The sequence below is a fragment of the Burkholderia sp. PU8-34 genome (assembly GCF_053427725.1).
This window is the reverse complement of sequence record NZ_JBSAXC010000009.1, coordinates 127910-153824: the sequence shown is the minus strand read 5'-3', so window position 1 is coordinate 153824 and position 25915 is coordinate 127910. Positions and strand designations below refer to the sequence as shown.

The 25915-nt window shown below is 67.0% G+C and carries 19 protein-coding genes; 14 read left to right on the top strand and 5 right to left on the bottom strand.

The window, feature by feature from the left end; genetic code table 11:
• Positions 1–79: 79 nt before the first annotated feature.
• A complete protein-coding gene (locus ACV22Z_RS21880) occupies positions 80–1276 on the bottom strand; it encodes a PstS family phosphate ABC transporter substrate-binding protein (RefSeq protein WP_448078366.1) in 1197 nt (398 codons plus the stop codon).
• A 325-nt stretch (positions 1277–1601) separates the two neighbouring features.
• Between ACV22Z_RS21880 and ACV22Z_RS21875 the strand changes: the two genes are divergently transcribed.
• The 5 genes from ACV22Z_RS21875 (at position 1602) to ACV22Z_RS21855 (ending at position 7193) form a co-directional block, all read left to right on the top strand.
• Positions 1602–3179: a substrate-binding domain-containing protein gene (locus tag ACV22Z_RS21875; protein ID WP_448078365.1), complete on the top strand. Its 1578-nt coding sequence runs from the start codon at positions 1602–1604 to the stop codon at positions 3177–3179.
• 201 nt (positions 3180–3380) lie between these two features.
• Positions 3381–4388, top strand: a complete 1008-nt coding sequence (locus tag ACV22Z_RS21870; RefSeq protein WP_448078364.1) for an ABC transporter substrate-binding protein — start codon at positions 3381–3383, stop codon at positions 4386–4388.
• Between the two features lie 108 nt (positions 4389–4496).
• Positions 4497–5309 carry an ABC transporter ATP-binding protein gene (locus ACV22Z_RS21865; RefSeq protein ID WP_448078493.1) on the top strand — a complete coding sequence of 271 codons (813 nt, stop codon included), beginning with the start codon at positions 4497–4499 and terminating at the stop codon, positions 5307–5309.
• Positions 5310–5336: 27 nt separating this feature from the next.
• Entirely contained in the window at positions 5337–6206 is an 870-nt protein-coding gene (locus ACV22Z_RS21860) for an ABC transporter permease (protein ID WP_448078363.1), read from the top strand.
• A 192-nt stretch (positions 6207–6398) separates the two neighbouring features.
• A complete protein-coding gene (locus ACV22Z_RS21855) occupies positions 6399–7193 on the top strand; it encodes a hypothetical protein (protein ID WP_448078362.1) in 795 nt (264 codons plus the stop codon).
• 18 nt (positions 7194–7211) lie between these two features.
• Here ACV22Z_RS21855 and ACV22Z_RS21850 read toward each other — a convergent pair whose 3' ends face one another.
• Both ACV22Z_RS21850 and ACV22Z_RS21845 read right to left on the bottom strand, forming a co-directional pair.
• The gene (locus ACV22Z_RS21850; protein ID WP_448078361.1) at positions 7212–8630 is read right to left on the bottom strand and encodes an ATP-binding protein; all 1419 of its coding nucleotides are present in this window, start codon (positions 8628–8630) and stop codon (positions 7212–7214) included.
• Positions 8627–9292, bottom strand: coding sequence for a response regulator transcription factor (locus tag ACV22Z_RS21845; protein ID WP_448078360.1), 666 nt, complete (start codon positions 9290–9292; stop codon positions 8627–8629). The genes ACV22Z_RS21850 and ACV22Z_RS21845 overlap by 4 nt, the downstream gene beginning before the upstream one ends.
• Between ACV22Z_RS21845 and ACV22Z_RS21840 the strand changes: the two genes are divergently transcribed.
• The 5 genes from ACV22Z_RS21840 (at position 9291) to ACV22Z_RS21820 (ending at position 16503) form a co-directional block, all read left to right on the top strand.
• On the top strand, positions 9291–9476 hold the full coding sequence (locus ACV22Z_RS21840; RefSeq protein ID WP_448078359.1) for a hypothetical protein: 186 nt from the start codon (positions 9291–9293) through the stop codon (positions 9474–9476). The genes ACV22Z_RS21845 and ACV22Z_RS21840 overlap by 2 nt on opposite strands.
• 92 nt (positions 9477–9568) lie before the next feature.
• Complete coding sequence (locus ACV22Z_RS21835) at positions 9569–11629, top strand: PepSY domain-containing protein (protein WP_448078358.1); 2061 nt, start codon at positions 9569–9571, stop codon at positions 11627–11629.
• A 60-nt stretch (positions 11630–11689) separates the two neighbouring features.
• Positions 11690–14596, top strand: a complete 2907-nt coding sequence (locus tag ACV22Z_RS21830) for a TonB-dependent siderophore receptor (RefSeq protein WP_448078357.1) — start codon at positions 11690–11692, stop codon at positions 14594–14596.
• A 43-nt stretch (positions 14597–14639) separates the two neighbouring features.
• Positions 14640–15440, top strand: coding sequence for a hypothetical protein (locus ACV22Z_RS21825; protein WP_448078356.1), 801 nt, complete (start codon positions 14640–14642; stop codon positions 15438–15440).
• A gap of 25 nt (positions 15441–15465) precedes the next feature.
• Entirely contained in the window at positions 15466–16503 is a 1038-nt protein-coding gene (locus ACV22Z_RS21820) for an ABC transporter substrate-binding protein (protein WP_448078355.1), read from the top strand.
• A gap of 116 nt (positions 16504–16619) precedes the next feature.
• Here the strand turns inward: ACV22Z_RS21820 and ACV22Z_RS21815 are convergent, their stop codons facing one another.
• Positions 16620–18059 (bottom strand): sensor histidine kinase, encoded by a 1440-nt coding sequence (locus tag ACV22Z_RS21815; RefSeq protein ID WP_448078354.1) that lies wholly within the window; start codon positions 18057–18059, stop codon positions 16620–16622.
• A complete protein-coding gene (locus tag ACV22Z_RS21810) occupies positions 18046–18732 on the bottom strand; it encodes a response regulator transcription factor (protein WP_448078353.1) in 687 nt (228 codons plus the stop codon). The genes ACV22Z_RS21815 and ACV22Z_RS21810 overlap by 14 nt, the downstream gene beginning before the upstream one ends.
• Positions 18733–18875: 143 nt before the next feature.
• On the opposite strand from ACV22Z_RS21810, the gene ACV22Z_RS21805 reads away from it, so the two are divergent.
• The 4 genes from ACV22Z_RS21805 (at position 18876) to ACV22Z_RS21790 (ending at position 25513) form a co-directional block, all read left to right on the top strand.
• Positions 18876–19553: a response regulator transcription factor gene (locus ACV22Z_RS21805; protein ID WP_448078352.1), complete on the top strand. Its 678-nt coding sequence runs from the start codon at positions 18876–18878 to the stop codon at positions 19551–19553.
• 115 nt (positions 19554–19668) lie between these two features.
• Positions 19669–21186, top strand: a complete 1518-nt coding sequence (locus ACV22Z_RS21800) for an efflux transporter outer membrane subunit (RefSeq protein WP_448078351.1) — start codon at positions 19669–19671, stop codon at positions 21184–21186.
• Positions 21183–22391, top strand: a complete 1209-nt coding sequence (locus ACV22Z_RS21795; protein WP_448078350.1) for an efflux RND transporter periplasmic adaptor subunit — start codon at positions 21183–21185, stop codon at positions 22389–22391. The genes ACV22Z_RS21800 and ACV22Z_RS21795 overlap by 4 nt, the downstream gene beginning before the upstream one ends.
• The gene (locus ACV22Z_RS21790) at positions 22388–25513 is read left to right on the top strand and encodes an efflux RND transporter permease subunit (RefSeq protein ID WP_448078349.1); all 3126 of its coding nucleotides are present in this window, start codon (positions 22388–22390) and stop codon (positions 25511–25513) included. Before ACV22Z_RS21795 ends, ACV22Z_RS21790 begins: the two co-directional genes overlap by 4 nt.
• The last annotated feature ends 402 nt before the right edge of the window (positions 25514–25915 follow it).

Sequence of the window (25915 nt, the reverse complement as noted above, 5' to 3'; positions counted from 1 at the left end):
ACTCCTGGAGACGGCGCCGCGCGGCAGGACGGGCAGGCGGCGCCGGATGGGCGGGGGACGGAAGATGGGGCGTGCGGCGTCAGTTGGCGAGCATTGCGCGCGAGGTTTCGGCCTGCTGCGCGCGCAGCGGCACGTACATTGCGTGGTCGAGCACCGCCTGCTGTCCCTGCCTGCTCAACACATAGTGCAGGAATTCGGCGATGGCCGGATTGAGCGGCTTGCCAGGCGCCTTGTTGGTGTTGAAGTAGATCAGGCGGCTCAGCGGGTAGGTTGCCAGCGCTACGTTCTCGTACGTCGGCGCGACGTACGGGCCGCTTTCCGTTGCGCCGAGCGGCAGCATCTTGACCGGCGCGTCGATGTACGCGATTCCCGAGAATCCGATGCCGTAGCGATCGTCGGCGACGTTCTTCGCGAGCGGGAACACCAGCTTGTCGTAGTGGATATCCTCGCGCCACTCGCCGCGCTTGCCGTCGGCGCTCAGCACGCGCTGCCGGACGAACTCCTCGAAGCCGTTCCATGGCTTGATCGCATAGACATGCACGGGCTTGTCGGCCCACTCGCCGGTCAGCCCGAGGTCGCCCCAGGTCTTGATCGGCTTGCCGCCGCGCAGGTGCGTGCGCGAGTAGAGCGCGTCGATCTGCGCATAGCTCAGCTTCTCGATCGGGTTGTCCTTGTTGACGAAGAAGCCGATCGCGTCGAGGAAGCCGAAATGCCGGTACGAGCCACCGGAGATCGGCACGCTGAGCGGGTCGTAGCCGAACTTGGCCTTGAAGTCGGTGACGTCGTCCGGCTTCAGCTCGCGCGAGACGAACACGAAGTCGAGCTTCTCCTTGACCAGCTCCTTCGCGCCGAGACTGCCCGCGTACGGCGGGGAAATGTGGATGTCGACGTCTGGGTAGTACTTCCTGAAGCCTTCGATCCAGCGGTTGACGAGCGACGGCAGCACGTCGGAAGCCGCGCCCGCGAACGTGCCGGAGAGCTTGACGTCGGTGCGCGGCCGGTAGTCGGGCAGCGCGGCGTCGAGTCGCGGCTGCAGGATTTCCGGCTCGAGCAGCGCGCGGCCGACCTTCATGCCTTCGTCGGCCTGCTCCTTGGTCTGCGGGGTCGCCGTCTTCAGCGCGGGCACGACCCACTCGACCATCGGCGCGTCGGCCGCTGCGGCGGCCATCGTCCAGGACGCCGCGAAGGCCGTGGCCGCCGCGGAAGCGGCCAGTCGGCGCAGGCGGCCGGAAGACGCGAGCGGGGCGCCCGCGGAACGGTGTTCGATTCGATTCACGTGATGTCTCCTCCTTTATTCATGCAAGCCTCGTACGGCTACCGCGCTATTGTGCGGCCGGCGCGAGTGCCCGGAAACCGGGGTACGTGCCGATGCGTTGTGTCCAACGATAGTGTTGCTGGATGAATGCAGTCTGAAGAGATCCTGAAAATTCGTTCATGAAAGATCCGCGCCGAGCATGAATGAATATTCAGCATCGGTTCAGGTTCGCTTCAGCGTCGCGCCGTAACGTTGGGTCGACTTTCTCCATGCGCGATGGCGGGGCGGTGTTCCTGACCGGAAGCCGGGCCGTTGCGCGATCTCACCCCACCGGCAGGAGACCCTCGTGCTTGCTTCCGATTTCTTCTCGCGGCGCGCATTGCTGTCGATGTGGCCGCTGCCGCATCCATCCCGCTTGCAGCGCGCGCGTTCGGCGCGGTCTGGCGCGTGTGGTGCCGGTCGCGGCTTCATGCTCGCCGCATGCCTGGCGCTCGCGGCGCCGTGTGTCGCGCAGGCGGCCGACAGCGTTGCCGGCCCGCCGGCCTATCGACCGCAGGCCCATTTGAGCGGCACGCTCGACAGCGTCGGCGACGACGCGATGGGCCCGCTGCTCGACGCGTGGCTGGCGGCCTTCGAGCAGCGTCAGCCGGGCATCCGGCGCGGGCCGCACTGGCGCCATGCGGGCAGCGCGACCGCGTTCGGCGCGCTGATGTTCGGCGACGCCGACATCGCGCCGCTCGCGCGCGAACCGTTGCCGACGGAACTGCAGCCGTATGCGCACCAGTTCGCCGGCGACATGATGAAGACGCCGCTGCTCGTGCGCGTCGCGACGCTCGACGGGCACGCGGCCTATGTCGCGGTGAACCGGCGTCCCGGTGCGCCACTGCCTCCGAAGATCAAGGCCTTCCTGACGTTCGCGCTGAGCGGCGACGGGCAGGCGATCGTCGCCGCGCAACAGGGCTTCGCGCCGCTCGATGCAAAGGCCGCCGCGCGGGAACGTGCGAAGCTCGACGGCTTCTTGCCGCCGCTCGACGCGGCGCTGCCCGCCTATCGCCCGGTGGCCGGCCTGCACGGCGCGATCGACAGCATCGGCAGCGACGGCATGAAGTCGCTGATGGATACGTGGATCGACGCGTTCACGCAGGTGCAGGCCGGCGTGCGCAAGGGCAGCCGGTGGGAGCATCTCGGCACGCTGAACGGCTTTCACGCGCTGCTCGCGGGCGACACCGAGATGGCGCCGATGGGCCGCGAGCTTTGGCCGGACGAGCGGGCTGCCTATGCGCAAGTCCGGCATCGCGTGGAACCGCTCGAGATCCGCGTCGCACGCGGCGGCTTCGACACGCCACAACGGACTACAGCACAGGCGATCTTCGTGCATCCGGACAACCCGCTCGACGGCATCACGCTCGCGCAGCTCGCGTCGATCCTGCAGCGCAACCCGGGCATCACGCGCTGGGGCCAGCTCGGCCTGACCGGCGAGTGGACGGACCGTCCGATCACGATTTACATGCCGCCGCACGTCGCGCCCAATGCGATGTCGATGCAGGTCATGGTGCTGCACGGCGGCGCGTGGAATGCCGCCGTGCACGAGGGATCGATCGACGATACCGCGCGCGCGATCGCCCGCGATCCGGGCGCGATCGGCTTCGGCGGGCTCGAGGAAGGCATCCCCGGCCTCAAGACGCTGGCGGTCGCGCGCGGCGCGGGCGAGCCGTTCGTGGCGCTCGACGCGGAGAACGCGGCAAGCGGCCGGTACCCGCTCACGCGCTACATGTACATCCGCCTGAACCAGCCGCTGGCGCCGCCGGTGAAGGCATTCCTGCGCTACATCCTGAGCCGCGAGGGCCAGGAGCCGGTGCGCTATTCGGCGTACTTCCCGCTGACCGCGGCCGAAGCACGCGAAGAGCTGGCGAAGCTCAAATGACCGCCATGCGCGGCCGTCCCGCCGCGGGCCGCGCATGCGCTGGCCCGTCCCTGAACAGAGATTCATTTTCCGTTCAGCCTGATTTTAAGGTTGCTCCGTATAACTGAAACCGTTCCGTGAACCGATGCGCGCCGCCCGCGAAAGGGCGCAAGCGCATGGCAGGCGGTACGCCACACCTATCGACTCAGGAGGAGACATCCCATGAAACGCACTGTCCTGCGCATTGCCCTCGGCGCGTTGGCACTCGGCACCTTGGTCCCGGCCGCGCAAGCCGGCGAGAAGATCACGCTGATGGTCGGTGGCATGGAAAAGCAGATTTACCTGCCAGCCAAGCTCGCCGAGCGGCTCGGCTATTTCAAGGAGCAGGGCCTCGACGTCGAGCTCGTCAACGAGGCGGCCGGCGTCGATGCCGAGAACGAGCTGATCGCCGGCGCGGTGCAGGGCGTCGTTGGCTTCTACGACCACACGATCGACCTGCAGGCGAAGGGCAAGTACATCCAGTCCGTCGTGCAGTTCAGCCACACGCCCGGCGAAGTCGAGCTGATCTCGACGAAGCTTGGCGACAAGGTCAAGTCGCCCGCCGATTTCCGCGGCCTGACGCTCGGCGTGACGGGGCTCGGCTCGTCGACCAACTTTCTCACGCAGTACCTCGGCGTATCGCACGGCGTGAAGACGTCGGAGATGACGTCGCTGCCGGTCGGTGCCGGCAACACGTTCATCGCCGCGATCAAGCAGGGCAAGATCGACGGCGGCATGACGACCGAGCCGACCGTGTCGCGCCTCGTCAACGGCGGTGACGCGAAGGTGCTCGTCGACCTGCGCTCGCCGGAAAGCACGCAGAAGTGGCTCGGCGGCCTCTACCCGGCCGCGAGCCTCTACATGGAGAACGGCTGGGTGCAGTCGCACAAGGCGACGGTGCAGAAGCTCGCCAACGCGTTCGTCAAGACGCTGCGCTATATCAACACGCACAGCGCCGACGAGATCACCGCGCAGATGCCGGCCGACTACTACGCGGGCGACCGCGCGATGTACGTGAAGGCGCTGGCGGCCGGCAAGGTGACGTTCATCCCGGACGGCCGCATGCCCGATTCGGGCCCCGCGACCGTGCTGAAGGTGTTGTCGTCATTCGACAAGGCCGTGTCCGGCCACAAGATCGATCTGGCGAAGACCTACACGACCGAGTTCGTCAACGCCGTGCAGGTCAAGTAACCGCGCGCGCCGCGGCGGCCCGGCAGCGGGCCGTCGCGGGCGCATCGTCGATTCCAACCCGGTTCTAAAGGTGGCAACCCCATGACAGCCCCAGCTTCCCTGGCAACCATGCCGAATTCCGCCGCCGCGCCAGCCGACGTCCCGGCCGACGTCCCGGCCATCGAACTCGATCGCGTCAGCCGCCGCTTCGTCAGCCCCGAAGGCAAGGCGATCATGGCGCTGCAGAATTTCAGCATGCGCGTCGCCAAGGGCGAATTCTGCGCCGTCGTCGGCCCGACCGGCTGCGGCAAATCCACCACGCTCAGCCTGATCACCGGCCTCGCCACGCCGAGCGCCGGCGCTGTCAGGATCTGGGGCGAGCCCGTCACCGGCATCGACCGCCGGATCGGCTTCGTGTTTCAGTCCGACGCGGTGTTCCCGTGGAAGAGCGTGCTCGACAACGTCGCGGCCGGCCCGCTCTATCGCGGCGAGAACAAGGCGCAGGCGTATGACCGCGCGATGGAGTGGATTCGCCGCGTCGGCCTCGCGCGTTTCGAGCATCACTATCCGCACCAGCTCTCCGGCGGCATGCGCAAGCGCGTGGCGCTCGCCCAGACCTTCATCAACGAGCCCGAGATCCTGCTGATGGACGAGCCGTTCTCGGCGCTCGACGTGCAGACGCGCACGCTGATGCAGGACGAGCTGCTGCATCTGTGGAGCGTGAACGGCGCGTCGGTGGTGTTCGTCACGCACGACATCGAGGAGGCCATCGCGCTCGCGGACAAGGTGTTCGTGCTGACGTCGGGCCCCGCGACCGTGAAGACATCGTACGAAATCGACCTGCCACGCCCGCGCGACGTGGCGGAATCGCGCTATTCCCCGCGCTTTATCGAACTGTCGCGCCAGATCTGGAACGATCTGCGCGACGAGGTCCACATCTGAGCGCCTGCGGGCGCGTTGAGGAACAGCATGAATACCCCGATGACAGGCGCCGCCTCGAACGAACTCGAGCTGCGGCAGGTGGAAGTGCGGGCCCAGGCGACCATGCGCCGGCGTCAGACGCTCGTGCATGTGCTGCGGCTCGCTGTGCTGGTCGTGACGCTGGGCGGCTGGGAGCTCGCCGGACGTATCGGCTGGATCGATCCGTTTTTCTTTTCGACGCCGTCGCTGATCGTTGCGCAGATCTGGCAGTGGCTGACCGAGGGGACGTCGCAAGGGCCGTTGTGGGTCCAGGTGCTCGTGACCCTCGAGGAGACCGCGCTCGGCTTCCTGATCGGCAGCGTGGGCGGCGTGATTGCCGGGATCGCGCTGGGCCGCAACAAGCTGCTCGCGGACGTGTTCAGCATCTACATCAAGATCGCGAACTCGATCCCGCGCGTGGTGCTCGGCTCGGTGTTCATCATCGCGCTGGGGCTCGGCATGGCGTCGAAGGTCGCGCTGGCGGTCGTGATGGTGTTCTTCGTCGTGTTTGCCAACGCGTTCCAGGGTGTGCGCGAGGCCGATCGCAACCTGATCGCGAACGCGCACATCCTTGGCGCGTCGAGACGCGACGTGACGCTGACGGTCGTGTTGCCGGCCGCGATGAGCTGGATTCTCGCGAGCCTCCACGTGAGCTTCGGGTTCGCGCTCGTCGGCGCCGTGGTCGGCGAATTCCTCGGCTCGAAGCAAGGCATCGGGCTCCTGATTTCGACCGCGCAGGGCGCGTTCAACGCGGCCGGCGTGTTCGCCGCGATGATCGTGCTCGCCGTCGTCGCACTGGGCGCGGAGTTCGTGCTCACGCAGCTCGAGAACCGGCTCCTCAAGTGGCGTCCGCCGCAATTCTCCGACGCCGGCCATTGATTGCCGCGCGCCGGGCCGGTCCGCAAGCGTGACGGACCGGCCACCAGCGTCCGGTATCCGCCATTCGCGCGGCCGCCTCTGCGCCGCGCTTCTTCTGCCCCGCCTGTCTTTCATCCGATCTATCGCGGTCCTGCGTGACGGCGGGCGTTCGCCCGCGGCGCATTCCATCTGTCCGTCAGGAGATTCCGCCTCATGCCATTTGCCCGTGATCCGGCCGCGTGCCGCACGCAGCGTCGTGCGCGTTTCGTCAACGCGGCGCTCGCCGTCGGCGCGTGCCTTGCCAGTCATGCCGCGCTTGCCGGCCCCCCGTTCGTGACCGACGATCCCGAGCCCGTCGAGCGCGGGCATTTCGAAATCGATGCCGCGGCATCGGGCACCGTGCGGCAGGGAAGTCACGCCGGCCTGCTGCCGGGTATCGAGGTCAACTACGGGCTGCTGGACAACCTGCAGGTCAGCGTCAATGCCGGGATGGCCTTCATGCACGACAGCGGGGACCGCACGCATTACGGCTTCGGCGATACCGAGCTCGGCGCGAAGTACCGCTTCGTTACCGAGGACGACGCGGGCTGGCGTCCGCAGGTCGCGTTCGCGCCGGGCGTCACGCTGCCGACCGGCAACGATCGCCTCGGCCTCGGCGACGGGCACGCGCACGTGCTGTTGCCGCTGTGGATGCAGAAATCGATCGGCGACTGGACCACGTTCGGCGGTGGCGGATACGTCGTCAACCATCATGCGGGCCAGAAGGGCTACTGGACTGCCGGCTGGGCCGCGTTGCGCAAGTTCGGCGACAGGCTTCAGCTCGGCGGCGAAGTCTTCTACACGGGGGCGGCGAGCGTGGACGACCCGTCGGCAGTCGGCTTCAACCTCGGCGGCATCTACGGACTGACCGAGCACGACCGCATCCTGTTCTCGTTCGGGCGCGGCATCACGCACGTGAGCGACACCAACCGCTTTTCCTACTACGTCGGCTATCAGCGCGACCTGTGACGCCCGCATGCGGCGCGCTCAGGTGGCGTCGGTCGGGTGAAACGCCGCGTTGGTCGGGACGTTGCCGGCATGCGCGGGCGCTGTCGTCGCGGGAATTTCGAAGATGACGGACAGTCCGCGGCCGCCCGGCCCTGCCTCCGCGAAGATGCGGCCGCCGTGCAGCTCCACGATGCTGCGGCAGATGGCGAGGCCGAGGCCGCTGCCCTTGTCCTCGTTGCCCGGACGATTGACGCGCACGAAACGTTCGAAGATGTGCTCGCGCTGTTCAGCCGCGACGCCGGGTCCTTCGTCTTCCACGCACACCTGCCAGCATTGGTTCATCAGCGTCGAGCGCAACGTGACGCGGCTGCCGGCTGGCGAAGCGGCGAGGGCGTTGCTGAGCAGGTTCAGCAGCACCTGCCGGATCCACTTCGGCTCGATCGCGACGAGGCCGTTGCCGTGATGCGTGAGGAAGAAGCGCTGCTCGCGGTATTCGGCGAGCACATGGGCGTCCTGCGCGAAGCCTTGCAGGAACGGTTCCGGATCCTGCGGTCGCAGATCGAGACTGATCGCGCGCGCGTCGGCGCGCGACAGGAACAGCAGATCCTCGATGATGCGGTTGAGCTGCGCCAGTTCCTTGATCTGGATCTGCACCGCCTGTTCCTGCGCTGGCGTGAGCTGGCCGTCGACGACGAGCTTCTCGGCCTGCAGGCGCACCAGCGTCAGCGGCGTCTTCAGCTCGTGGGACGCTTCCGCGGTAAACCGGCGGATCTGGTCGAACGAATTCTCGAGGCGGTCGAACATCTGGTTGAGCAGGCGCGCGAGGTCCGAGATCTCGTCGCGCGCGCGGGACACCGGGATGCGCTCGCTCAGGTTGTCGGAGCGAATGCGGTCGGCCGTGTCCTGGATCAGCCGCAGCGGCCGCAGTGCCATGCGGCTCAGACCATAGCCGATCACGCTGCTGACCGCGATCATCACGACCAGCAGCCCGTAGAACGTGCGTTCGTACGCGCTCATCACCACGCGCACGTGGCGCTTCGACGTCGCGATCGCGGCCGTATAGGGACCGAGCGCGAATGTGCCGGCACGCAGCTCGCCCAGGCCTTCGACATTGGCGTTGAAGGCCTGCCGCTTGGGCGCGGGCACGATGTCGTGCCCGCGCAGCCCCGGCGAACGAAACACGACCGTGCCGCCGGGCCCGTAGATCTCGATGAAGAACAGCTCCAGGTTGTCGCTCGTCATCGCCTGAACGCGCTGGCGCCACTCCGCCTCCGACGGCGTTGCGCCGAGCGGTGCGATGCTTGCGCGGATCTGTTCGAATTCCGAACGATTGAGCAGGTCCAGCGCGTGGATCGCATGGCCTTCGATGAAGTAGCGCCCGGCCAGGAACAGCGATGCGAACGTGACGGTCGACGCGAGGACGTAGCAGATCGCGAGGCGCGCGCCGATGGATTTCATATGAGCTGGTAGCCGACGCCGCGCACCGTCTTGAACAGTGGCTTGCCGAGCGGCGCCTCGAACTTGCCGCGCAGCCGGCTCATGTAGACGTCGAGCAGGTTGGTGTCCACGTCGTAATGCGATTCCCAGATCTTCTCGGCGATGAGCGTGCGCGTCAGGATGCGGCCGGGATTCTGCAGGAAGATTTCCAGCAGCGCGAACTCGCGGCTCGTCAGGTCGATCGGCTTCCCGTTCAGGTGGACAGTACGGCTCAGCAGATCGAGCTTGATGCCCTGGTGCTGCAGCACGGTCTCCTTGACGGACGACTGGCGGCGCAGCAGCGAGCGCATGCGCGCGAGCAGTTCCTCGAGGCTGAACGGCTTCGGCAGGTAGTCGTCGGCGCCGACGTCGAGCCCCTTCACGCGATCCTCGACGGCATCGCGCGCGCTCAGGATCAGCACGGGCTCGTTGAAGCCGGCCGCGCGCCATTCGCGCAGCAAGTCGAGGCCGTCGCCGTCGGGCAGGCCGAGGTCAAGCACGATCACGTCGTAGCTCGACTCGCACAGCGCTTCGCGTGCCTGTGCGCAGTTCTCCACCCATGTCACCGTGTATGCGCGTTCGGTCAGCGCCTGCTTGAGAAACAGGCCGAGCTTGCGCTGGTCTTCCAGGATGAGGATCTTCATGATGAAACTGCCTGTCGGGGGTGGTTTCAGGCTAGCGCAGGCCGTTCTTCGTGACAAGCGAAGCGTGGGCCGGGGCCGGGTTTTCCTGATCAACCTGAACGCGAATTCAGGAAGCGTTCATGTCCGTTTCAGGATCGCGGCGCGTGCGCATGTCGAGGCGATTTCGACGACGCGCGGCGAATGAGGACTTACCCCGATATCCGCCCCAAATTCAGCTTTCATTCAGGTTTGCCGACAAAGATGATGACCATGCAACGTCGTCGCCTTGGCTACCCCATGACACCTGAAATCCATCGCCTCGTTCTGCAGGTCCATCGCTGGTGCGGCATGACCGTCGGGCTCGTGATCCTGCTGATGGCGATCACCGGCGCATCGATCGTGTTCCGTCCCGACCTCGAGCCCGTGCTCAATCGCGATCTGCTGACGGTGCCGGCTTGCACGGCGCGCGTGCCGCTCGATACGCTGGCCGCAAATGCCGCCGCGTCGCGGCCCGGCACGACGCTCGATTACATCCGGCTCGTCGCAGGTAAGCGCGATGCGCAGCGCATGCCGTCCGCGATGGTACGCTTCACCGACCAGCACTTCATCTATGTCAATCCGTGTACCGGGGACGTAGTCGGTGAGCGCTCGCGCTATGGCGGCCTGCTCGGCACAATCGAGCAGATCCATCGATTCCGCTTCATGCGGAACGGCAGCCTGATTACCGGTACGAGCGCGCTGCTGTTCGGCCTGTTGCTCATCGTCGGCGGCGTCGCGCTCTGGTGGCCGCGCACGCGCCACGGCTGGCGCCATGCGTTCACGCTCCGGTCCGGCGCGCGCGGCGTGGTGTCCGCGTTTCGCCTGCACCGGACGGCCGGCGCGTACGCAAGCGTGGTGCTGCTGTCGATGGTGCTGACCGGGCTGCCGTGGGCATTCGACTGGTACGCGCACGGCATCTACACGATCGCGGGCTCGCCGGTGCCAGCTAAACCGCCGAAGTCGGCCGTGCCTGCACATGGCGCGACGCGCATGCCGCTCGAGAGCTTCTGGCGCACTGCGCAGTCGCTGTCGCCCGATCCGCAGGATGCGCTGCTGCATATCCCCGAGAAACCGCGCGACCCGGTCGAGATGTACCTGATCGATCGCGACGCGCCGCATCCGAACGCCCGCACGATGCTGTTCGTGGACGCGTACACGGGCCAGGTGCTGCGGTTCGTGCCGTATCGGGACAGCAGCCTCGGGCACAAGCTGTATTTCTGGGCGCTGTCGTGGCACACCGGCGCGGTTGGCGGTGTGTTCGGGCAACTGCTCCTGCTGGCCGCTGCGCTGTGCGTGCCGGTGCTCGCGTTCACCGGCATCCGGAACTTCCTGCGCCGCACGCGGCATACGGCATCGAACAAGGCTCGCATGACCGTGCGCGTCGCGAGCAAGACGATCGAGGCTGACGGCGTGTGTGCGTTCGAGCTGACCGACCCGGCCGGACGCAAGCTGCCGCCGTTCACGGCCGGCGCGCATATCGATGTGCATCTCGGCGACGGCCTCGTGCGCCAGTATTCGCTATGCAACGATCCGCGCGAGCGCCGTCGCTACCTGATCGCCGTGCTGCGCGTCGAGCACTCGCGCGGCGGCTCGGCGGCGATGCACGACCGGGTTCGCGAAGGCGGCCTGCTCGAGATCGGCGTGCCGGGCAATCACTTTGCGCTCGACGAATCCGCGCCGCGCTCGCTGCTGATCGCGGGCGGCATCGGCATCACGCCGATCGTCGCGATGGCGGAGCGGCTCGCATGGCGCCGCGCCGATTTCGAGGTGCATTATTGCGTGCGCTCGCGCTCGCGCGCGGCGTTCCTGCCGCGGCTCGCGCGAGCGCCGTTCGCGGGCCGCGTGCGCTGCCACTTCAGCGACGGACGCCCCGAGCAGCACTTCGACATCGAGCGCGTGCTCGACAGCCAGTCGCCGCGCACGCATCTTTATGTGTGCGGTCCGGCCGGCTTCATCGACCGGGTGCTGTACGCGGCGCGGCAGCGCGGCTGGCCGGAACGGCAATTGCACTGCGAGCGCTTCGCGTCGCACGCGCAGAAGCCGGCGTCGACGCATGCATTCGACGTCAAGCTCGCCAGCACGGGCAAGGTGTACCGCATTCCCGGGCACAAAACCGTCACCGCGTCGCTGGCCGAACACGGCGTCAGGATCCCGACGTCGTGCGAGCAGGGCGTCTGCGGCACCTGCGTCACGCGCGTGATCGCGGGCGAGGTCGAGCACCTCGACTGCGTGCTGACGGACGCGCAGCGGGAGCGCCACCGGCACTTCACGCCGTGTTGCTCGCGAGCGAAGGGCGACCTGCTCGTGCTGGACATCTGACCGGGCGCCCACGGCGGCCGGATCGAATACCGATATATCAAAAGCAACCTGGAGGAGACCGTGATCAGAAAGACGATGGTGGCAATGGCCGTCATGGCCGTGTTTTCCCCCGCGCTCTACGCGCAGGCCGACGGCGGCCCGCGCGCGGATGCCCAGGTGTCGCAGCCCGGACAGGCGAATAACTATGCGCAGCTGTTGGTGGAACGGACGGTCGGGCTACACCCGGAGCTCATCGAGCTGGACCTGCACATACGTCCGCCCGGCGAGTCGGAAAGCATCATCGTCGCAGCGAAGTCCGCGAAGCGGATCGGCATGAAATCAGACCGCGACGATCTCGACGTGGTCAAGACCGGCACGCCGTTCGTCGAAGTGAACAAGCGCGCCGACCAGAACGTCGAGGTTCACCTGCCGCTGCTCGACGTCACGCGCAAGGTGATCGGCGAGATCGAAGTGACGTTTCCGTACCCGCCCGGATCGGGACTGGACAAGGATGCGCTGATCCGTGCAGGCGCGGTGATCCGCGACGAGCTGAGCCGGCAGATCCGCTACGGCAACGAGCTGTTCGATCCGGTGCCGACGAACACGGGCATTCCGGCCAATCCGTACGCACAGACGCTCGTCGACGACGTGATCCGCAAGCGCCGCGACGTGATGGTGATCGCGATGCATGTCGCGCGTCCGGGCGCCAGTGGCGACTATCCGATCGTCGCGTCGAACATCGGCCGCATCGGCAAGCCCGCTGACACCGACGACCGCGACGTCATCGAGACCGGCAAGACGCATCTCGCGGTCGGCCGCGACGGCGATCGGCTCGAGGTGGAACTGCCGCTGCAGGATGCGGCGGGCCGCACGGTCGGCGCGCTCGGCGTCGTGATGCCATACCGCGCGGGTGACGAGCAGGCCACGCTCGTCAAGAAGGCCGAGGCGATCCGCAACGAGTTGCGCAAGCGGATCCCCGACGCCGCCGCGCTGTACGAGCCGAGGCGGCTCGAGCCGGCAACGGCGGTGGTCGCGGCGCAGCTCAACGATGAGGCGCTCGGCAACAAGGAATCGCTCCCGATGACCAAGGAAGTGATGGGCGCCGCGACGCTGCAGACCGCGCAGGAAGGCGTGACGGACGCAGTCAAGAACCAGGCCGGCGTCACGCCGACCAACTCGTCGGGCAGCCCGGCCGATGCGGCGAGCATTCGTGGCATCAAGGTCAACCTGTTCGCGAACTACCGGCTCAACGGCGGCCTGCCGACCGCGAATGTGATGTCGGTGCCGGCGGAGAACAAGCAGCGCGTCGAGACGCTGAAGGGCGCGAACGCGCTGATGTTCGGCGTCGCGAGCCCGGCCGGCATCATCAACATGGTGACGAAGCGCGCGCCTATGGAGAAGGACGTCGCGTCGATCGCGGTGCTCGGCAATTCGTTCGGGCAGATCGGCGTCGCGGCCGACGTCAGCCATCGCTTCGGCAGCGAGAAGCAGTTCGGCCTGCGCGTGAACGCGTCCGATACGCACCTCGAGAACGGTGTGCACGGCGCGTCCGGGCGCGGCTGGTTCGGCAGTGTCGGCGCCGACTGGCAGGTCACCAATCGCCTTCACTTCCAGTTCGACGTCGAGACGTTTCGGAAGGAGGTCGTCGAGCAGGGCAGCATCAGCCTGCCGACGGCGGTCAAAGGGCACATTACGCTGCCGCGCGTACCGGATCCGCGGAATCTGCTGTCGGGCCCGTGGGCGGTTTTCTCCGCAAAGACGACGAACGTGCAGGGTCGCGTCGACTACGACATCGCGCCGGGCTGGAAGGCACTCGCCGAAATCGGCCAGTCGGATTCGGATCGTTCGCGCTTTACGACGCGGATCGGCGGATACAACGTGTTCACCGGTGCGGGTGGCATCCCGACGGTCAACGAGGTGACGCAGGTCTATTTCAACAAGTACAAGCGGGCGGAGCTGCTCGGCCAGTTCGCGACCGGCCCGCTCACGCACGATATTACGTTCGGCGTGTCACGCAGCGAACGGATCGCCGAGACACCCGCGCAGAATACGATCGTGCTGCCAGTGCGCGTCAACATCTTCGATCCGATCGCGCTGCCCGCGCCGGTGCCGACGAAGCCCGACACATCATTGCCGAAGCAGGTCAACGCGGATACGGGCCTCTATACGTACGACATCGTCGGCGTCGGGCAGAAGTGGAAATTCCTGCTCGGGTTCCGCGAGAGCCGGTCGTCCGCGAACGACGGCGTCGTGTCGACGTCATCGTGGGTCGGGTCGCCGGCATTCGGCATCCTCTACGACGTGCTGCCGACCACTACGCTGTTCGCGAGCTACATGAAGGGGCTCGAAGACGGCGGCGTCGGGCCTGCGAACGCGAAGAATGCGTATCAGATCCTTGCGCCGGCCGTGTCGACGCAGTACGAATTCGGTATACGCGATCACTACTTCAAGTGGCTGCAATTCAGCGCGTCGGTATTCGACATCAAGCGTGCGAACGCGGTGACGAACTCGGTCACGCAGATCTTCGCGAACGACGGCACGATCGAGTACCGGGGGGCGGAAGCGGTGCTCACGCAGGACATCACGCGCCAGTGGTCGCTGTCCGAGGCGATCCAGTACCTGCACGCGGTGCAGAATCCGGTGAACGACATGACGATCAAGGGCCTCACGCCGGAGAACACGCCGAAATGGATCGGCAACATCGCGCTGACGCACCGCCCGTCCTGGCTGCCCGGCCTGTCGCTGACGGTACGCGCGTCGTTCGTCACGAAGCGCCCGGTCAATCCGCAGGACCAGGGCTACATCCCGGGGTACACGATCTATTCGCTCGGCGCGAGCTACTCGACGCGAATTGGCGGCAAGCATGTCGACTTCAAGGTCGCCGTCGACAACCTGTTCAACAAGCGCTACTGGAACTCCGTGCAGACCGGCACGCTCGGCACCGGCATGGACCGCAGCATCAAGATGCTCGCCAAGATCGACTTCTGACGTGCCGACTTTCAACCGCAACACGCTTTCGACGAAAACCATCATGAAACCCATCTCGATTCGGGCATTCGGCCGGACCGTTGCCATCGCCGTCGCCGTCGCGCTGACGGGCGCGCTGCATGCCGGCGCAGCCAGCCTCGCTGCGCCGTCGGACACCGACGCGCTATCGCTGATCATCACGTACCAGACTGCGCCCGCAAACCGGCCGGCGCTGCGGCACGAACTGGCGCAGTCCACAGCGCGCGAGCTCGCACGGTGGAAACACGACGGACGGATCCGGCAATACAGCCTGCTGTTCAATCGCTATGCCGATTCCGGCAACTGGGATGCGATGGCCGTGCTGACGTTCGCGTCGCCAGATGATCTCTACCGGTGGCGCACGGTAGAGCAGGCGCAACCCGCAGCACTGTCCGGCAAGGCGCTGGGGGTGACGACCGCGATCCGCACGACGCCGGTCGATACGAAGCGCGTGGAAATGCCCGGCAAGCGATCGCCGAACGCCGTGTACGTCGTGATTCCGTACAAGACGCTGGTGTCGGCGGGCGAGTACGAGCAGTATGCGGACGGCTACGTGATTCCGCAGTTCAAGGGATGGATGGACGAAGGCGTGCTGTCCGGCTATTCGCTTTATACGAGCCAGTTTCCGGCGGGCCGGCCCTGGACCGCGATGGTGGTCCTGCAATACAAGGACGAGGCCGCGCTCAGCGCGCGCGAGGCGGTGGTCGCGAAGGTGCGCGAGCGGCTGAAGAGCAATCCGGAATGGAAGGCGATCAGCGACAGCAAGAAGAGCGTGCGCACCGAGGAACAGGTAGTGATCGCCGATCCAATCGCCGTGAATCAATGAAGCATCTGCTCCGATGGAATTTCCGATGAAAAAGCCCACTCTCGCTTTCGTATCCGCATGTCTGATGGCCGGCCACGCATGGGCCGCCGACCCCGCCGGCCCGGCTGCGCCTGCGGCCGACACGCCGCCGCAACGCATCGTCCTGCTGGTCGACGAGATCAAGGCGATCCGCAACTTCCCGGTCGTGCTGGCCGAGCGCCTCGGCTACCTGAACGACGGCAACGCGACCGTCACGGTGATGAACATCCGCGACGACGTGTCGACCGCCGACATGCTGAAGGACGGGCGTGTCGATGCGGTGGTCGCGTACTACCATCACAACGTCGTCAACCAGGCGCACGGCATCGACACAGAGGCGGTCGTCACGCTGGGCGTGACGCCGGGGGCAAAGGTGCTCGTCGCAAACCAGGTGAAGGAGAAGTACCGGAGCGTGGCCGACCTCAAGGGCGCGCGCTTCATCGCGGGCGGCGCCGGCTCGTCGAAGAGCACGGTCGCGAACGCGCTCGTGCTCGCGGGCGGTCACGCGATCGGCGACTACACGCGGCTCGGGACCGACGGCAAGGACCGGAACGTCGACGCGCTGCGCAACGGCGCAGCCGATTTCGTCGTCGCGCCGACACCCGACGGCGATGTCTACGAGTCAAGAGGCGTGGCCACGGTATTCGCGGACCTGACGTCGGTCGACGGCACCCGCCAGGCGCTCGGCACGCTGTTCCCGTCGAGCACGGTCTACATGTCGAGCGCGCGCGTTCGCGCGCATCCGGAGATCGCCCAGCATCTGGCGGGCGCGTTCGTGCGCACGCTGCAGTACATCAACACACATGCGCCTGAGCAGATCATGGCCATGATTCCGCCGGAGATCGTCGGCAAAGACCGAGCCGCATACCTGAAGGTGCTGAAGGAAGAGATCCCGATGTTCGCGAACGACGGACGCATGCCGGCCGACGGCGCGACGAAGGAGTGGCAGGTGCTCGCTGCGGCCACGCCGGCCTACGCGTCAGTGAAGGTCGACCGGACCTATACGAACGCGTTCGTCGACGCGGCGCTGCGGGCGCGGCAGTGAGCGAGCGCATGCGGTAATGCGTGTCGCCGGGCCGGTGTGGGCGGCTGTTGAAGATCGGCGACGTCGCGGGGCCTCGCGCCATGCCCGGCATCCCGGCGCCGAAACTGGCGGGGAAACTAAGGTTTCGATTCGAGTTTCGACTCGACCGGCTTCACCGGTGCGGCGTCCGGCGGCGCCGGCGCGCGGCTGCGTTCCGGCCGCGCGCGTGGCGCATAAAGCGTGATGCTGCAGCCGGCGGCGACATCGTTGAAACGCAGCGTCATCCCGTGCATCGTCGCGATCGCGGAGGCGAGACTGAGCCCGAGGCCGCTGCCGGCCGTATGGCGGCTGGTCTCCGCGCGATAGAACCGTCGCAGCACCGCCTGCCGTTCCTCGGGCGCGATGCCCGGGCCGTCGTCGGCGATCGTGATGCCGACGCCTGCCGCGTCGCGAAACGACTGGATCGACACGTGACCGCCGTCCGGCGCGAACTTGATCGCATTGTCGACGAGATTGGCCAGCGCTTCAAACAGCAGATTGCGATCGCCCAGCAATTCGAACGGCTCATCCTGTGCGCGGCGATAGTCGAGCGTGATGTCCTTGTTTTCGGCAGTGGGCTCGTAGTACTCGACGACGTCGTCGGTGACGGTGGCGAGATCCACGAGGGCAAAGCTTTGCTGGCGCGCGTGCGATTCGATCTCTGAAATGCGCAGCAGCGCGTTGAACGTGTGCAGGATGCTGCCGGCTTCGGCGATCGTATCGTCGATCGCGGCGCGATAGTCGGCATCGGTCCGCGCACGTCGCTGCGCACGTTCGAGCCCCGCGAGCAGGCGCGTGAGCGGCGTGCGCAAGTCGTGCGCGATCGCGTCGCACACGCCCTTGACTTCGTGCATCAGCCGTTCGATTTCGTCGAGCATGCCGTTGACGACATGCACGAGCCGCCCCATGTCGTCGTGCTTCGTATGGACCGGCAACCGCTGGCTCAGGTTGCCGGACACGATCTCCTCGATCGAGCGCGTGACGGCGTCGAGCCGCCGCACCGCGCCAACGCCGACGAACGCCGCACCGACGAGCCCCGTCAACAGCATCAGCAGCCCGGCCATCACCAGCACGTGCAGCAGCTCCTCGTCGAAGTGGTCGAGATCGCGGGTGTTCTGGCACTGCAGCGCGGTGCGGCCGTCCTGCAACTGCGTGGCGATGCAGCGGCCCGGCACGCGGTGCTCGCCATTCACGATCAGCCGCATCGAGAAAGGCTTGTCGAATACCGGGATTGGCGGCCGGTCGCCCACGTAGCCGCCCGCGAGGTGCTTGCCCTGCGGGTCGAACAGGCCGAACGGCCGCTGCTGGCGCGGATCGAACTGGCTCTGGTGCGTGAAGCGCGCGACCAGGTCGGCCTGGGCGTCGCGCACGGTGGCGGCGTGTTCCCGCACCAGCCAGTCGTCGACGCGTTCCGTTTCGAAGCCGGTGATCTCGACGTACAGGTAGGCGAACAGCACCAGCGAGACGACGCCGAACATCGCGAGGAACAGCGTCGCGAGCCGGAAGCTGGTGGTGCGATGGAGGTCAGTCAGCTGCACGGAGCGTATATCCCGAGCCGCGTACCGTCCGGATCAGCGACAGCGTGCCGGTCGGATCGAGCTTCTTGCGCAAGCGGCTGACATGCACGTCGATCACGTTGGTCCGCTCGTCGACCCGGTAGCCCCAGACGGCCTCGAACAGCATCGTGCGGCTCACGGTCTGGTCGGCATGCCGCATCAGGAATTCGAGCAGCCGGTATTCGCGCGGCAGCAGCGAGACGGGCTGCCCGGCGCAGGTGACCTCGCGCGTCAGCAGGTTGAGCGACAGCGGTCCGACCTGGTATTCGTGCACGGCGCTCGCCGGCGCGTCGCGGCGACGCATCAGCGCGTCGAGGCGGGCGGTCAGTTCGATGAAGTCGAACGGCTTCGTCAGATAGTCGTCGCCGCCCGCGCGCAGGCCGCGCACGCGCTCGTCGACCGCGGACAGCGCGCTCAGGATCAGCACCGGCGTGGTTACCCCGGCGCTGCGGATCGCCGCGAGCATGCCGAGACCCTCGAGGCCGCCGGGCAGCATCCGGTCCAGCACGATCGCGTCGTACCGCTTCGCGACGGCGAGCATGAGGCCGTCGCGGCCCGTCCGCGCGGATTCGACCACCCAGCCGTAGTCGCTGAGCGCACTGACGATTTCGTCGAGGGTCTGATGATCGTCTTCGACGACCAGGATATCGGGCATCTGGAATCCGCCAGGGAAGGAGCGTCGGCCGCCGGCCCGCTGACCGGGCGCGAAGCGTAAACTAAGCGCTGGCAGTATGCACCGGCTTGTCCAACATCCGGTTCGCGCCAACATGAAATAAATTTAACCTAATTCGTTCCAGCATGCGGATCCTGATCGTCGAAGACGACACACGCGGCGCGCAGTTCATCGCGCGCGGCCTGACCGAGAGCGGCCACGTCGTGGACACGGCGGGCGACGGCGCGCTCGGCCTCGCGCTCGCACGCGAAGGCATCTACGACGTGATCGTGACCGATCGCAAGCTGCCCGGGCTCGACGGCGCCGAGCTGGTGCGGCGCCTGCGCGAGCAGGATCGCGCGACGCCGGTGTTGATGCTGTCGGCGATCGCCGGCCTGGGCGACCGCGTCGATGGAATCCGCGCCGGCTGTGACGACTACCTCGCCAAGCCTTATGCGTTCTCGGAACTGCTGGCGCGCGTCGAGGCGCTGGCGCGCCGCGCCGACCGCTCGCGGCTGCAGGACGAGTTGCGCGTGGCCGACCTGTCGCTCGACCGGCGCACGCGACGCGCGAGCCGTGGCGGGCGCGACCTGCAGCTTCAGCATCGCGAATACCTGCTGCTCGAATGCCTGATGCGGCACGCGGGGCAGGTCGTCACGCGCAGCATGCTGCTCGAGGCGGCCTGGGACTATCAGTTCGAGCCCCGCGGCAACGTGATCGACATGCACATGCACCGTCTGCGCGGCAAGGTCGACCGCGAGTTCACGCAGCCGCTGATCCATACCGTTGTCGGCGCCGGCTACATGTTGCGCGCAGGCGATTGAGCGAGCGCGCGGCGCCTGCCGGCGCGCGCATGAAATTTATTTCATCTTCGAGCGAAAGGCCGGACAGGAAGGCGTCGCTATCCTCGTCGCATCATAGTTGCGAGGGAGTCGATCCATGCTTCGGTCGAATGGTCCGCCGCCGCTGCGCATCGCGCGGCGCGTGTCGTTGCGCGGCCTGGTTGCCGTCACGGTGCTGTCGGCAACGCTCGCAGGCTGTTCGTTCGTGCCTGCCTACCAGCGGCCGGCGCCGCCCGTACCGGCCGCGTGGGACGATGCCGCGCAATCGCCGCTTGCCGGCACCGTGCCGGTGGCGAGCGGCTGGTGGCGCGCGTACGGCGACTCTGCACTCGACACGCTCGTCGAGCGCGGACTGCAGCACAACTATTCGCTCGCGTCGGCGCTCGCCAGTGTCGACGAGGCGCGCGCCAACGCGGAAAAAGCCGGTGCGCCGCTCTATCCGTCACTGACGCTGAACGGCACGTTCGATCGCAGCCATCGTCGCAGCGGCAGCAGCGGTTCGTCGGGCTCGGGCAGCTCGAGTCGCGGCCAGAGCCTGTTCGCCGAGGCGAGCTACGAAATCGATTTCTGGGGCCGAAACGCGGCCAACGCGAACGCGGCGGGCACGCTGGCGCACGCCGCGGGCTTCGACCGCGACACGGTCGCGCTGACATTGACCGCGTCAATCGTCGATACCTATTTCCAGGTGCAGAGCCTGCGGCAACGGGTGGCGCTCGCGCAGACGATCTCGGCCAATGCCGCGCGCATCCTCGCGTTGCTGCAGGCGCAGCAGGCAGCGGGCGTGGCGACCGAGCTCCAGGTGCAGCAGCAGAGCAATGCGCTCGCGAGCTTCGACGCGTCGATCCCGGCGCTGCGCCAGCAGCTCGACCAGAACCGGCATCTGCTCGCCACGCTCGTCGGCACGGTACCGGAAGGCTTCGACGTCGCGGCAGTGCCGCTGGCCGGCATTGCGGTGCCGCAGCCGCGCGCGAACCTGCCGGCCAGCCTGCTCGACACGCGTCCCGACATCCGCGCGTCCGAGGCGCGCCTGCAGGCGGCCAACTACGACGTCGGCGCCGCGCGCGCCGCGTTCTTTCCGAACCTCATGCTGACGGCGGACAGCGGCCTGAGCAGCAGCGCGCTGTCGCGCTTCCTGTCGAGCCCGTTCGCGAGCGTGGCCGCCGCGCTGACTGCACCGATCTTCGATGGTGGCGCGCTGCGCGGCCAGCTGCACGCGAGCGAGGCGGCGTCCGCGAAGAGCGTCGCCGACTACCGGCAGACGATCGTCGCCGCGCTGCAGGACGTCGAGGACATGCTGAGCGCCGCCACGCAGCAGCAGCAGGTCGAGACGGCCGACGAGCAGGCCGCCGACGCGGCGCGCAAGGCCGCGCAGCTTGCCGAAGCGCAGTACCGCGCCGGCACCGTCGATTTCCTCACCGTGCTCGATACGCAGCGCACGCGCTATCAGTCCGAGGACGCGCTCGTGCAGACGCGTCTCGCGCGGCTGCAGGCGTCCGTCGGGTTGTTTCGCGCGTTCGGCGGCGGCTTCGGCGTGACTGAACACGCGCCGGCGCTGGCCAGCACGGCCGTTCCCGCCGCGTCGCCCGTCACTCCATTCCATTCCATCGCGCCATGAATCACGCTGCCGATCTTCCTCCGCAACAACCGCCACGGCGCGGCCATCGTCTGTCACCGCGATACGCCGCCGGCATTGCCGCCGCGCTCGCGCTCATTGTCTGGTGGCAGTGGCCGAAACACGCCGCGCAGGCCGCCGCGCCGGCGGTGCCCGTCGTCGCCGGCCATCCGGTGCTGGCCGATTTCCCGATCCGCGCCGTCGCGGTCGGCACCGTGCAGCCGCGCAACAGCGTCGACGTGAAGGTGCGCGTCGATGGCCAGTTGCAGCGCGTGCTGTTCGCCGAAGGGCAGGACGTCAAGGCCGGACAGATACTCGCGCAGCTCGACCAGGGGCCGCTCACCGCGCAGCTTCATCAGGCGGAGGCAACGCAAGGCAGGGACCAGGCAAGCCTCGAGAACGCGAAGCTCGATTTCGACCGCTATTCGAAGCTGGTCGGCATCGGCGCGGCGACGACGCAGAGCGTCGACACGGCGCGCGCGCAGGTCAAGGCGCTGACGGCGACGGTCGCGGCCGACGCTGCGATCGTGCAGAACGATCGCCTGCAACTGGGCTTCACGACACTGACGGCACCGTTTGCCGGGCGCGTCGGCGCGCGCGAGGCCGACATCGGCGCGATCGTGCATCCGGGCGACGCGACGGGCATCGTGACCGTCACGCAGATGGAGCCGATCGACGTGCAGTTCTCGGTGCCGCAGGACGTGCTGCCCGACCTGCTCGCCGGCCAGCAGAACGCGCCGCTGCCCGTGACCGTCACGGCGCGCGCGGGCAACGCGCCGCTTGCGCAGGGCATATTGAGCTTCGTCGACAGCCAGGTCGACCGGACCACCGGCCAGATCAGGCTGAAGGGTGCGTTCGCCAACACCGATCGCAAGCTGTGGCCGGGCGAGCTCGTCAACGCGCAGGTGCTGCTGCGCACCGACCGCCAGCGGCTCGCGGTGCCGAGCCGCGCGATCGTCAACACGCAGGCGGGCCCGCAGCTCTATGCGATCGATGCGTCCGGCAAGGCGCGGCTGTGCGCAGTGCGGACGGGTGCCGCGGTCGACGGCATGACGGAGATCGTGAGCGGCGTTACCGCCGGCGATCTCGTCGTGTTCGAAGGGCAGAGCCGTCTCAATCCGGGTAAGCCGGTGGCGGCGAAGCGCGTCGACGCGCGCGAGGAGGCCGCGACACTCGCGCCGGCTGCGACGCTGGATGCATCGTCATGAGCCTGCTAGAACTGTTCATCCGCCGGCGCGTCGCGACGTCGTTCCTCGCGGTCGCCGTCCTGCTCGTCGGGCTCGTCGCGTACTTCCTGCTGCCCGTCGCGCCGCTGCCGCAGGTCGATTTCCCGACCATCCAGGTCGTCGCGAAGCTGCCGGGCGCGAGCGCGGACACGATGGCGACCTCGGTCGCGACGCCGCTCGAGCGGCAGCTGTCGAACATCTCCGGCATCACGCAGATGACGTCGTCGAGCTCGCTCGGCACGACCTCGATCGCGATCCAGTTCGACCTGTCGCGCGACATCAACAGCGCGGCGCAGGACGTCCAGACAGCGATCAACGCGGCCGGCGGCACGCTGCCGAAGAACATGCCGAATCCGCCGACCTACGAGAAGGTCAACCCGGCGGACTTCACGATGCTGTCGCTTGCACTGACCTCGCCGTCGCTGACTCTCACTCAGCTCGACAGCTATGCGGAGAATTTTCTCGCGCAGCAGATTTCGCAGATGCCTGGCGTCGGCCTTGTCGATTTCCACGGGCAGCAGCGGCCATCGGTGCGGATTCGCCTCGACCCGGACAAGCTCGCCGCGCGCGGGCTCACGCTGGAGGACGTCCGCTCGATCGTCGGCGTGCAGACCGTCAACGCGCCGAAGGGCAATCTCAACGGCGCGGACCGCTCGGTCGTGCTCAACGCGACCGATCAGCTCACCTCGGCTGCGGGCTACCGCAATCTCGTCGTCGCCTACAAGAACGGTGCGCCGGTCCGGCTCGACGATCTCGGCACCGTGGTCGAAGCGGCGGAGGACACGCAGCAGGCCGCATGGCTGCAGCACGAGCGCGCGATCATCATCGACGTGCACAAGCAGCCCGGCTACAACGTCGTCGAGACGATCCGCAACATCACGTCGCATCTGCCGCAGCTCGAGGCGTCGCTGCCCGCGGCCGCGCACGTGCACGTCGTCGGCGACCGCACGCAGACGATCGACGCGTCGGTGCATGACGTGCAGTTCACGCTGATGCTGACGATCGCGCTCGTCGTGATGGTGATCTTCTCATTCCTGCGCAACGTCTGGGCCACCGTGATTCCGAGCCTCACGATCCCGCTGTCGCTGGTCGCGACATTCGGCGTGATGTACCTGCTCGGCTACAGCCTCGACAACCTGTCGCTGATGGGGCTCACGATCGCGGTCGGCTTCGTGGTCGACGATGCGATCGTGGTGATCGAGAACGTGATGCGCCACATCGAGGAAGGCGTGCCGAAGTTGCGCGCCGCACTGCTCGGCGCGCGCGAGGTGCGCTTCACGATCGTCTCGATGACGATCTCGCTGATCGCCGTGTTCATTCCGATCCTGATGATGGGCGGCATCGTCGGCCGCCTGTTCCGCGAGTTCGCGGTGACCGTCAGTGTCGCGATCGTGATGTCGGCGCTGGTGTCGCTGACCGTCACGCCGATGCTGTGCGGCTGGCTGATCCGCCCGCCGGGTTCGGACGGCGCCAGGCTGCGCACGCTCGAACGCTGGCTCGAAGTCGCGTTCGTCGCGGTCGAGCGCCGATACGAGCGCGGCCTCGACTGGGCGCTCGCGCATCGCAGGATCATGCTGGCCGTGACCGTCGCGACCGTCGCGCTGACGGCCGCGCTGTTCATCTACATGCCCAAAGGCTTTTTCCCGCAGGAGGACTCGGGGCTGATCATGGGCGTCGCGCAGGCGGCGCCCGACATCTCGCCTCAGTCGATGGCGGAGAAGATGCAGCAGCTCGGCCGCATCGTCGAGGCCGATCCGGCCGTCGACAACACCTATTACTGGATCGGCCCGAACCCCACCGTGAGCCAGGGACGCGTGATGATCAACCTGAAGCCGTTCGGCCAGCGCACGGCAAGCGCGGCGCAGGTGCTCGCGCGGCTGCGGCCAAAGGTGGGAAAGGTCATGGGCATCACGCTGTCGATGCAGGTCAGGCAGGACATCCAGGTCGGCGGACGGATCAGCGCCGCGCAATACCAGTACACGCTGCAGGACGCGGACGTCCAGGAGCTGAACCTCTGGGCACCGCGCCTGACGAAGCGCTTCGCCACGCTGCCGCAGCTGACCGACGTGAGCTCCGACCAGCAGGCGTCGGCAACGAGCGCGACGCTCGTGATCGATCGCAGCACCGCATCGCGCTTCGGCATCACCGCGCAGGCAATCGACGACACGCTCTACGACGCGTTCGGCCAGCGCCAGATTGCGACGCTCTTCACGTCGCTGAACCAGTACCACGTGGTGGAGGAGGTCGATCCGGCATTCCAGATGACGACCGACGCGCTCTCGCATCTGTACGTGCGTTCCCCGCTGACCGGCGAGCTCGTGCCGATGGACATGCTGGTCAAAATCGAGAACAACGTATCGCCGATCTCGATCAACCACCAGGGCCTGTTCCCCGCGGTGACGATCTCATTCAATCTCGCGCCGGGGCAATCGCTCGGCAACGCCGTGACGGCCATTCGAGCGGCCGAGGCGGCTGCGGCCAAGCCGGACACGCTCACCGGCACGTTCCAGGGTACGGCGCAGGCGTTCCAGGCATCGCTGGCGAGCGAGCCGTACCTGATTATCGCCGCGCTCGTGGTCGTGTACCTCGTGCTCGGGATGCTGTACGAGAACCCGATCCATCCTCTGACGATCATCTCGACGCTGCCATCGGCAGGCGTGGGTGCGTTGCTTGCGTTGTTGCTCTGCAGACAGGACCTGTCCATCATGGGCATGATCGGGATCATCCTGCTGATTGGCATCGTCAAGAAGAACGCGATCATGATGATCGACTTCGCGCTCGTGGCCGAGCGGGAGCAGGGCCTTGCACCTGTCGCAGCGATCCGCCAGGCCTGCGTGCTACGTTTCCGGCCGATCATGATGACGACGCTTGCCGCGCTGTTCGGTGCGCTGCCGCTCGCGATCGGGCACGGCGCGGGCGCCGAGTTGCGTGTGCCGCTCGGGATTGCGATCGTCGGCGGACTGATCCTGTCGCAACTGCTGACGCTCTTTACGACACCCGTCGTCTATCTGTGGTTCGATCGCTTTGCGCGGCGTTTTGAACGCGGGGCGCATGGTGACGATCCGTTGCTCGAGCCAGTGGTCGAGACGGAGCGATTGTCATGACACCGCGGCGTTGGCGGTGCCCGACGCAAACATTGAAGGATGCCGCCTGATCGAAAACGGAATGGGCACGGCGAAGTGGACGAATGCTGCATGTGACCTTCAAAAACCCTGGCGCGCTGCGCATTCGTCTCGAAGATGTGGTCGTCGACTACGTGAAACAGACGAGCGACGAGTTTCGTGACAAGGCATCCGACATTTCACTTTGCATGATTATCTTTGACACTTTTTTCGATCGATCGATCGATCGATCGATCGATTCGAGGCGACTCGGCGTCTTCCTGGGCCGGCATCAGTCACTTTTTGAACACCGCCACCGTGTGTTGATCGGCTCGCCAAGCCGAGACAGACGGGGAAGTCGATGGGCTGTTGGAAACAGTAGGCCCTGCGCTTCGCGACCCTGTT

Bases quoted from the DNA above. Each gene is read 5' to 3' on its own strand.
- ACV22Z_RS21870 (WP_448078364.1), top strand. From the start codon at position 3,381: ATGAAACGCACTGTCCTGCGCATTGCCCTCGGCGCGTTGGCACTCGGC.
- ACV22Z_RS21820 (WP_448078355.1), top strand. From the start codon at position 15,466: ATGAAAAAGCCCACTCTCGCTTTCGTATCCGCATGTCTGATGGCCGGC.
- ACV22Z_RS21835 (WP_448078358.1), top strand. From the start codon at position 9,569: ATGACACCTGAAATCCATCGCCTCGTTCTGCAGGTCCATCGCTGGTGC.
- ACV22Z_RS21860 (WP_448078363.1), top strand. From the start codon at position 5,337: ATGAATACCCCGATGACAGGCGCCGCCTCGAACGAACTCGAGCTGCGG.
- ACV22Z_RS21810 (WP_448078353.1), bottom strand. From the start codon at position 18,732: ATGCCCGATATCCTGGTCGTCGAAGACGATCATCAGACCCTCGACGAA.
- ACV22Z_RS21805 (WP_448078352.1), top strand. From the start codon at position 18,876: ATGCGGATCCTGATCGTCGAAGACGACACACGCGGCGCGCAGTTCATC.
- ACV22Z_RS21865 (WP_448078493.1), top strand. From the start codon at position 4,497: ATGCCGAATTCCGCCGCCGCGCCAGCCGACGTCCCGGCCGACGTCCCG.
- ACV22Z_RS21845 (WP_448078360.1), bottom strand. From the start codon at position 9,292: ATGAAGATCCTCATCCTGGAAGACCAGCGCAAGCTCGGCCTGTTTCTC.
- ACV22Z_RS21840 (WP_448078359.1), top strand. From the start codon at position 9,291: ATGATGAAACTGCCTGTCGGGGGTGGTTTCAGGCTAGCGCAGGCCGTT.
- ACV22Z_RS21800 (WP_448078351.1), top strand. From the start codon at position 19,669: ATGCTTCGGTCGAATGGTCCGCCGCCGCTGCGCATCGCGCGGCGCGTG.
- ACV22Z_RS21855 (WP_448078362.1), top strand. From the start codon at position 6,399: ATGCCATTTGCCCGTGATCCGGCCGCGTGCCGCACGCAGCGTCGTGCG.
- ACV22Z_RS21850 (WP_448078361.1), bottom strand. From the start codon at position 8,630: ATGAAATCCATCGGCGCGCGCCTCGCGATCTGCTACGTCCTCGCGTCG.
- ACV22Z_RS21790 (WP_448078349.1), top strand. From the start codon at position 22,388: ATGAGCCTGCTAGAACTGTTCATCCGCCGGCGCGTCGCGACGTCGTTC.
- ACV22Z_RS21825 (WP_448078356.1), top strand. From the start codon at position 14,640: ATGAAACCCATCTCGATTCGGGCATTCGGCCGGACCGTTGCCATCGCC.
- ACV22Z_RS21795 (WP_448078350.1), top strand. From the start codon at position 21,183: ATGAATCACGCTGCCGATCTTCCTCCGCAACAACCGCCACGGCGCGGC.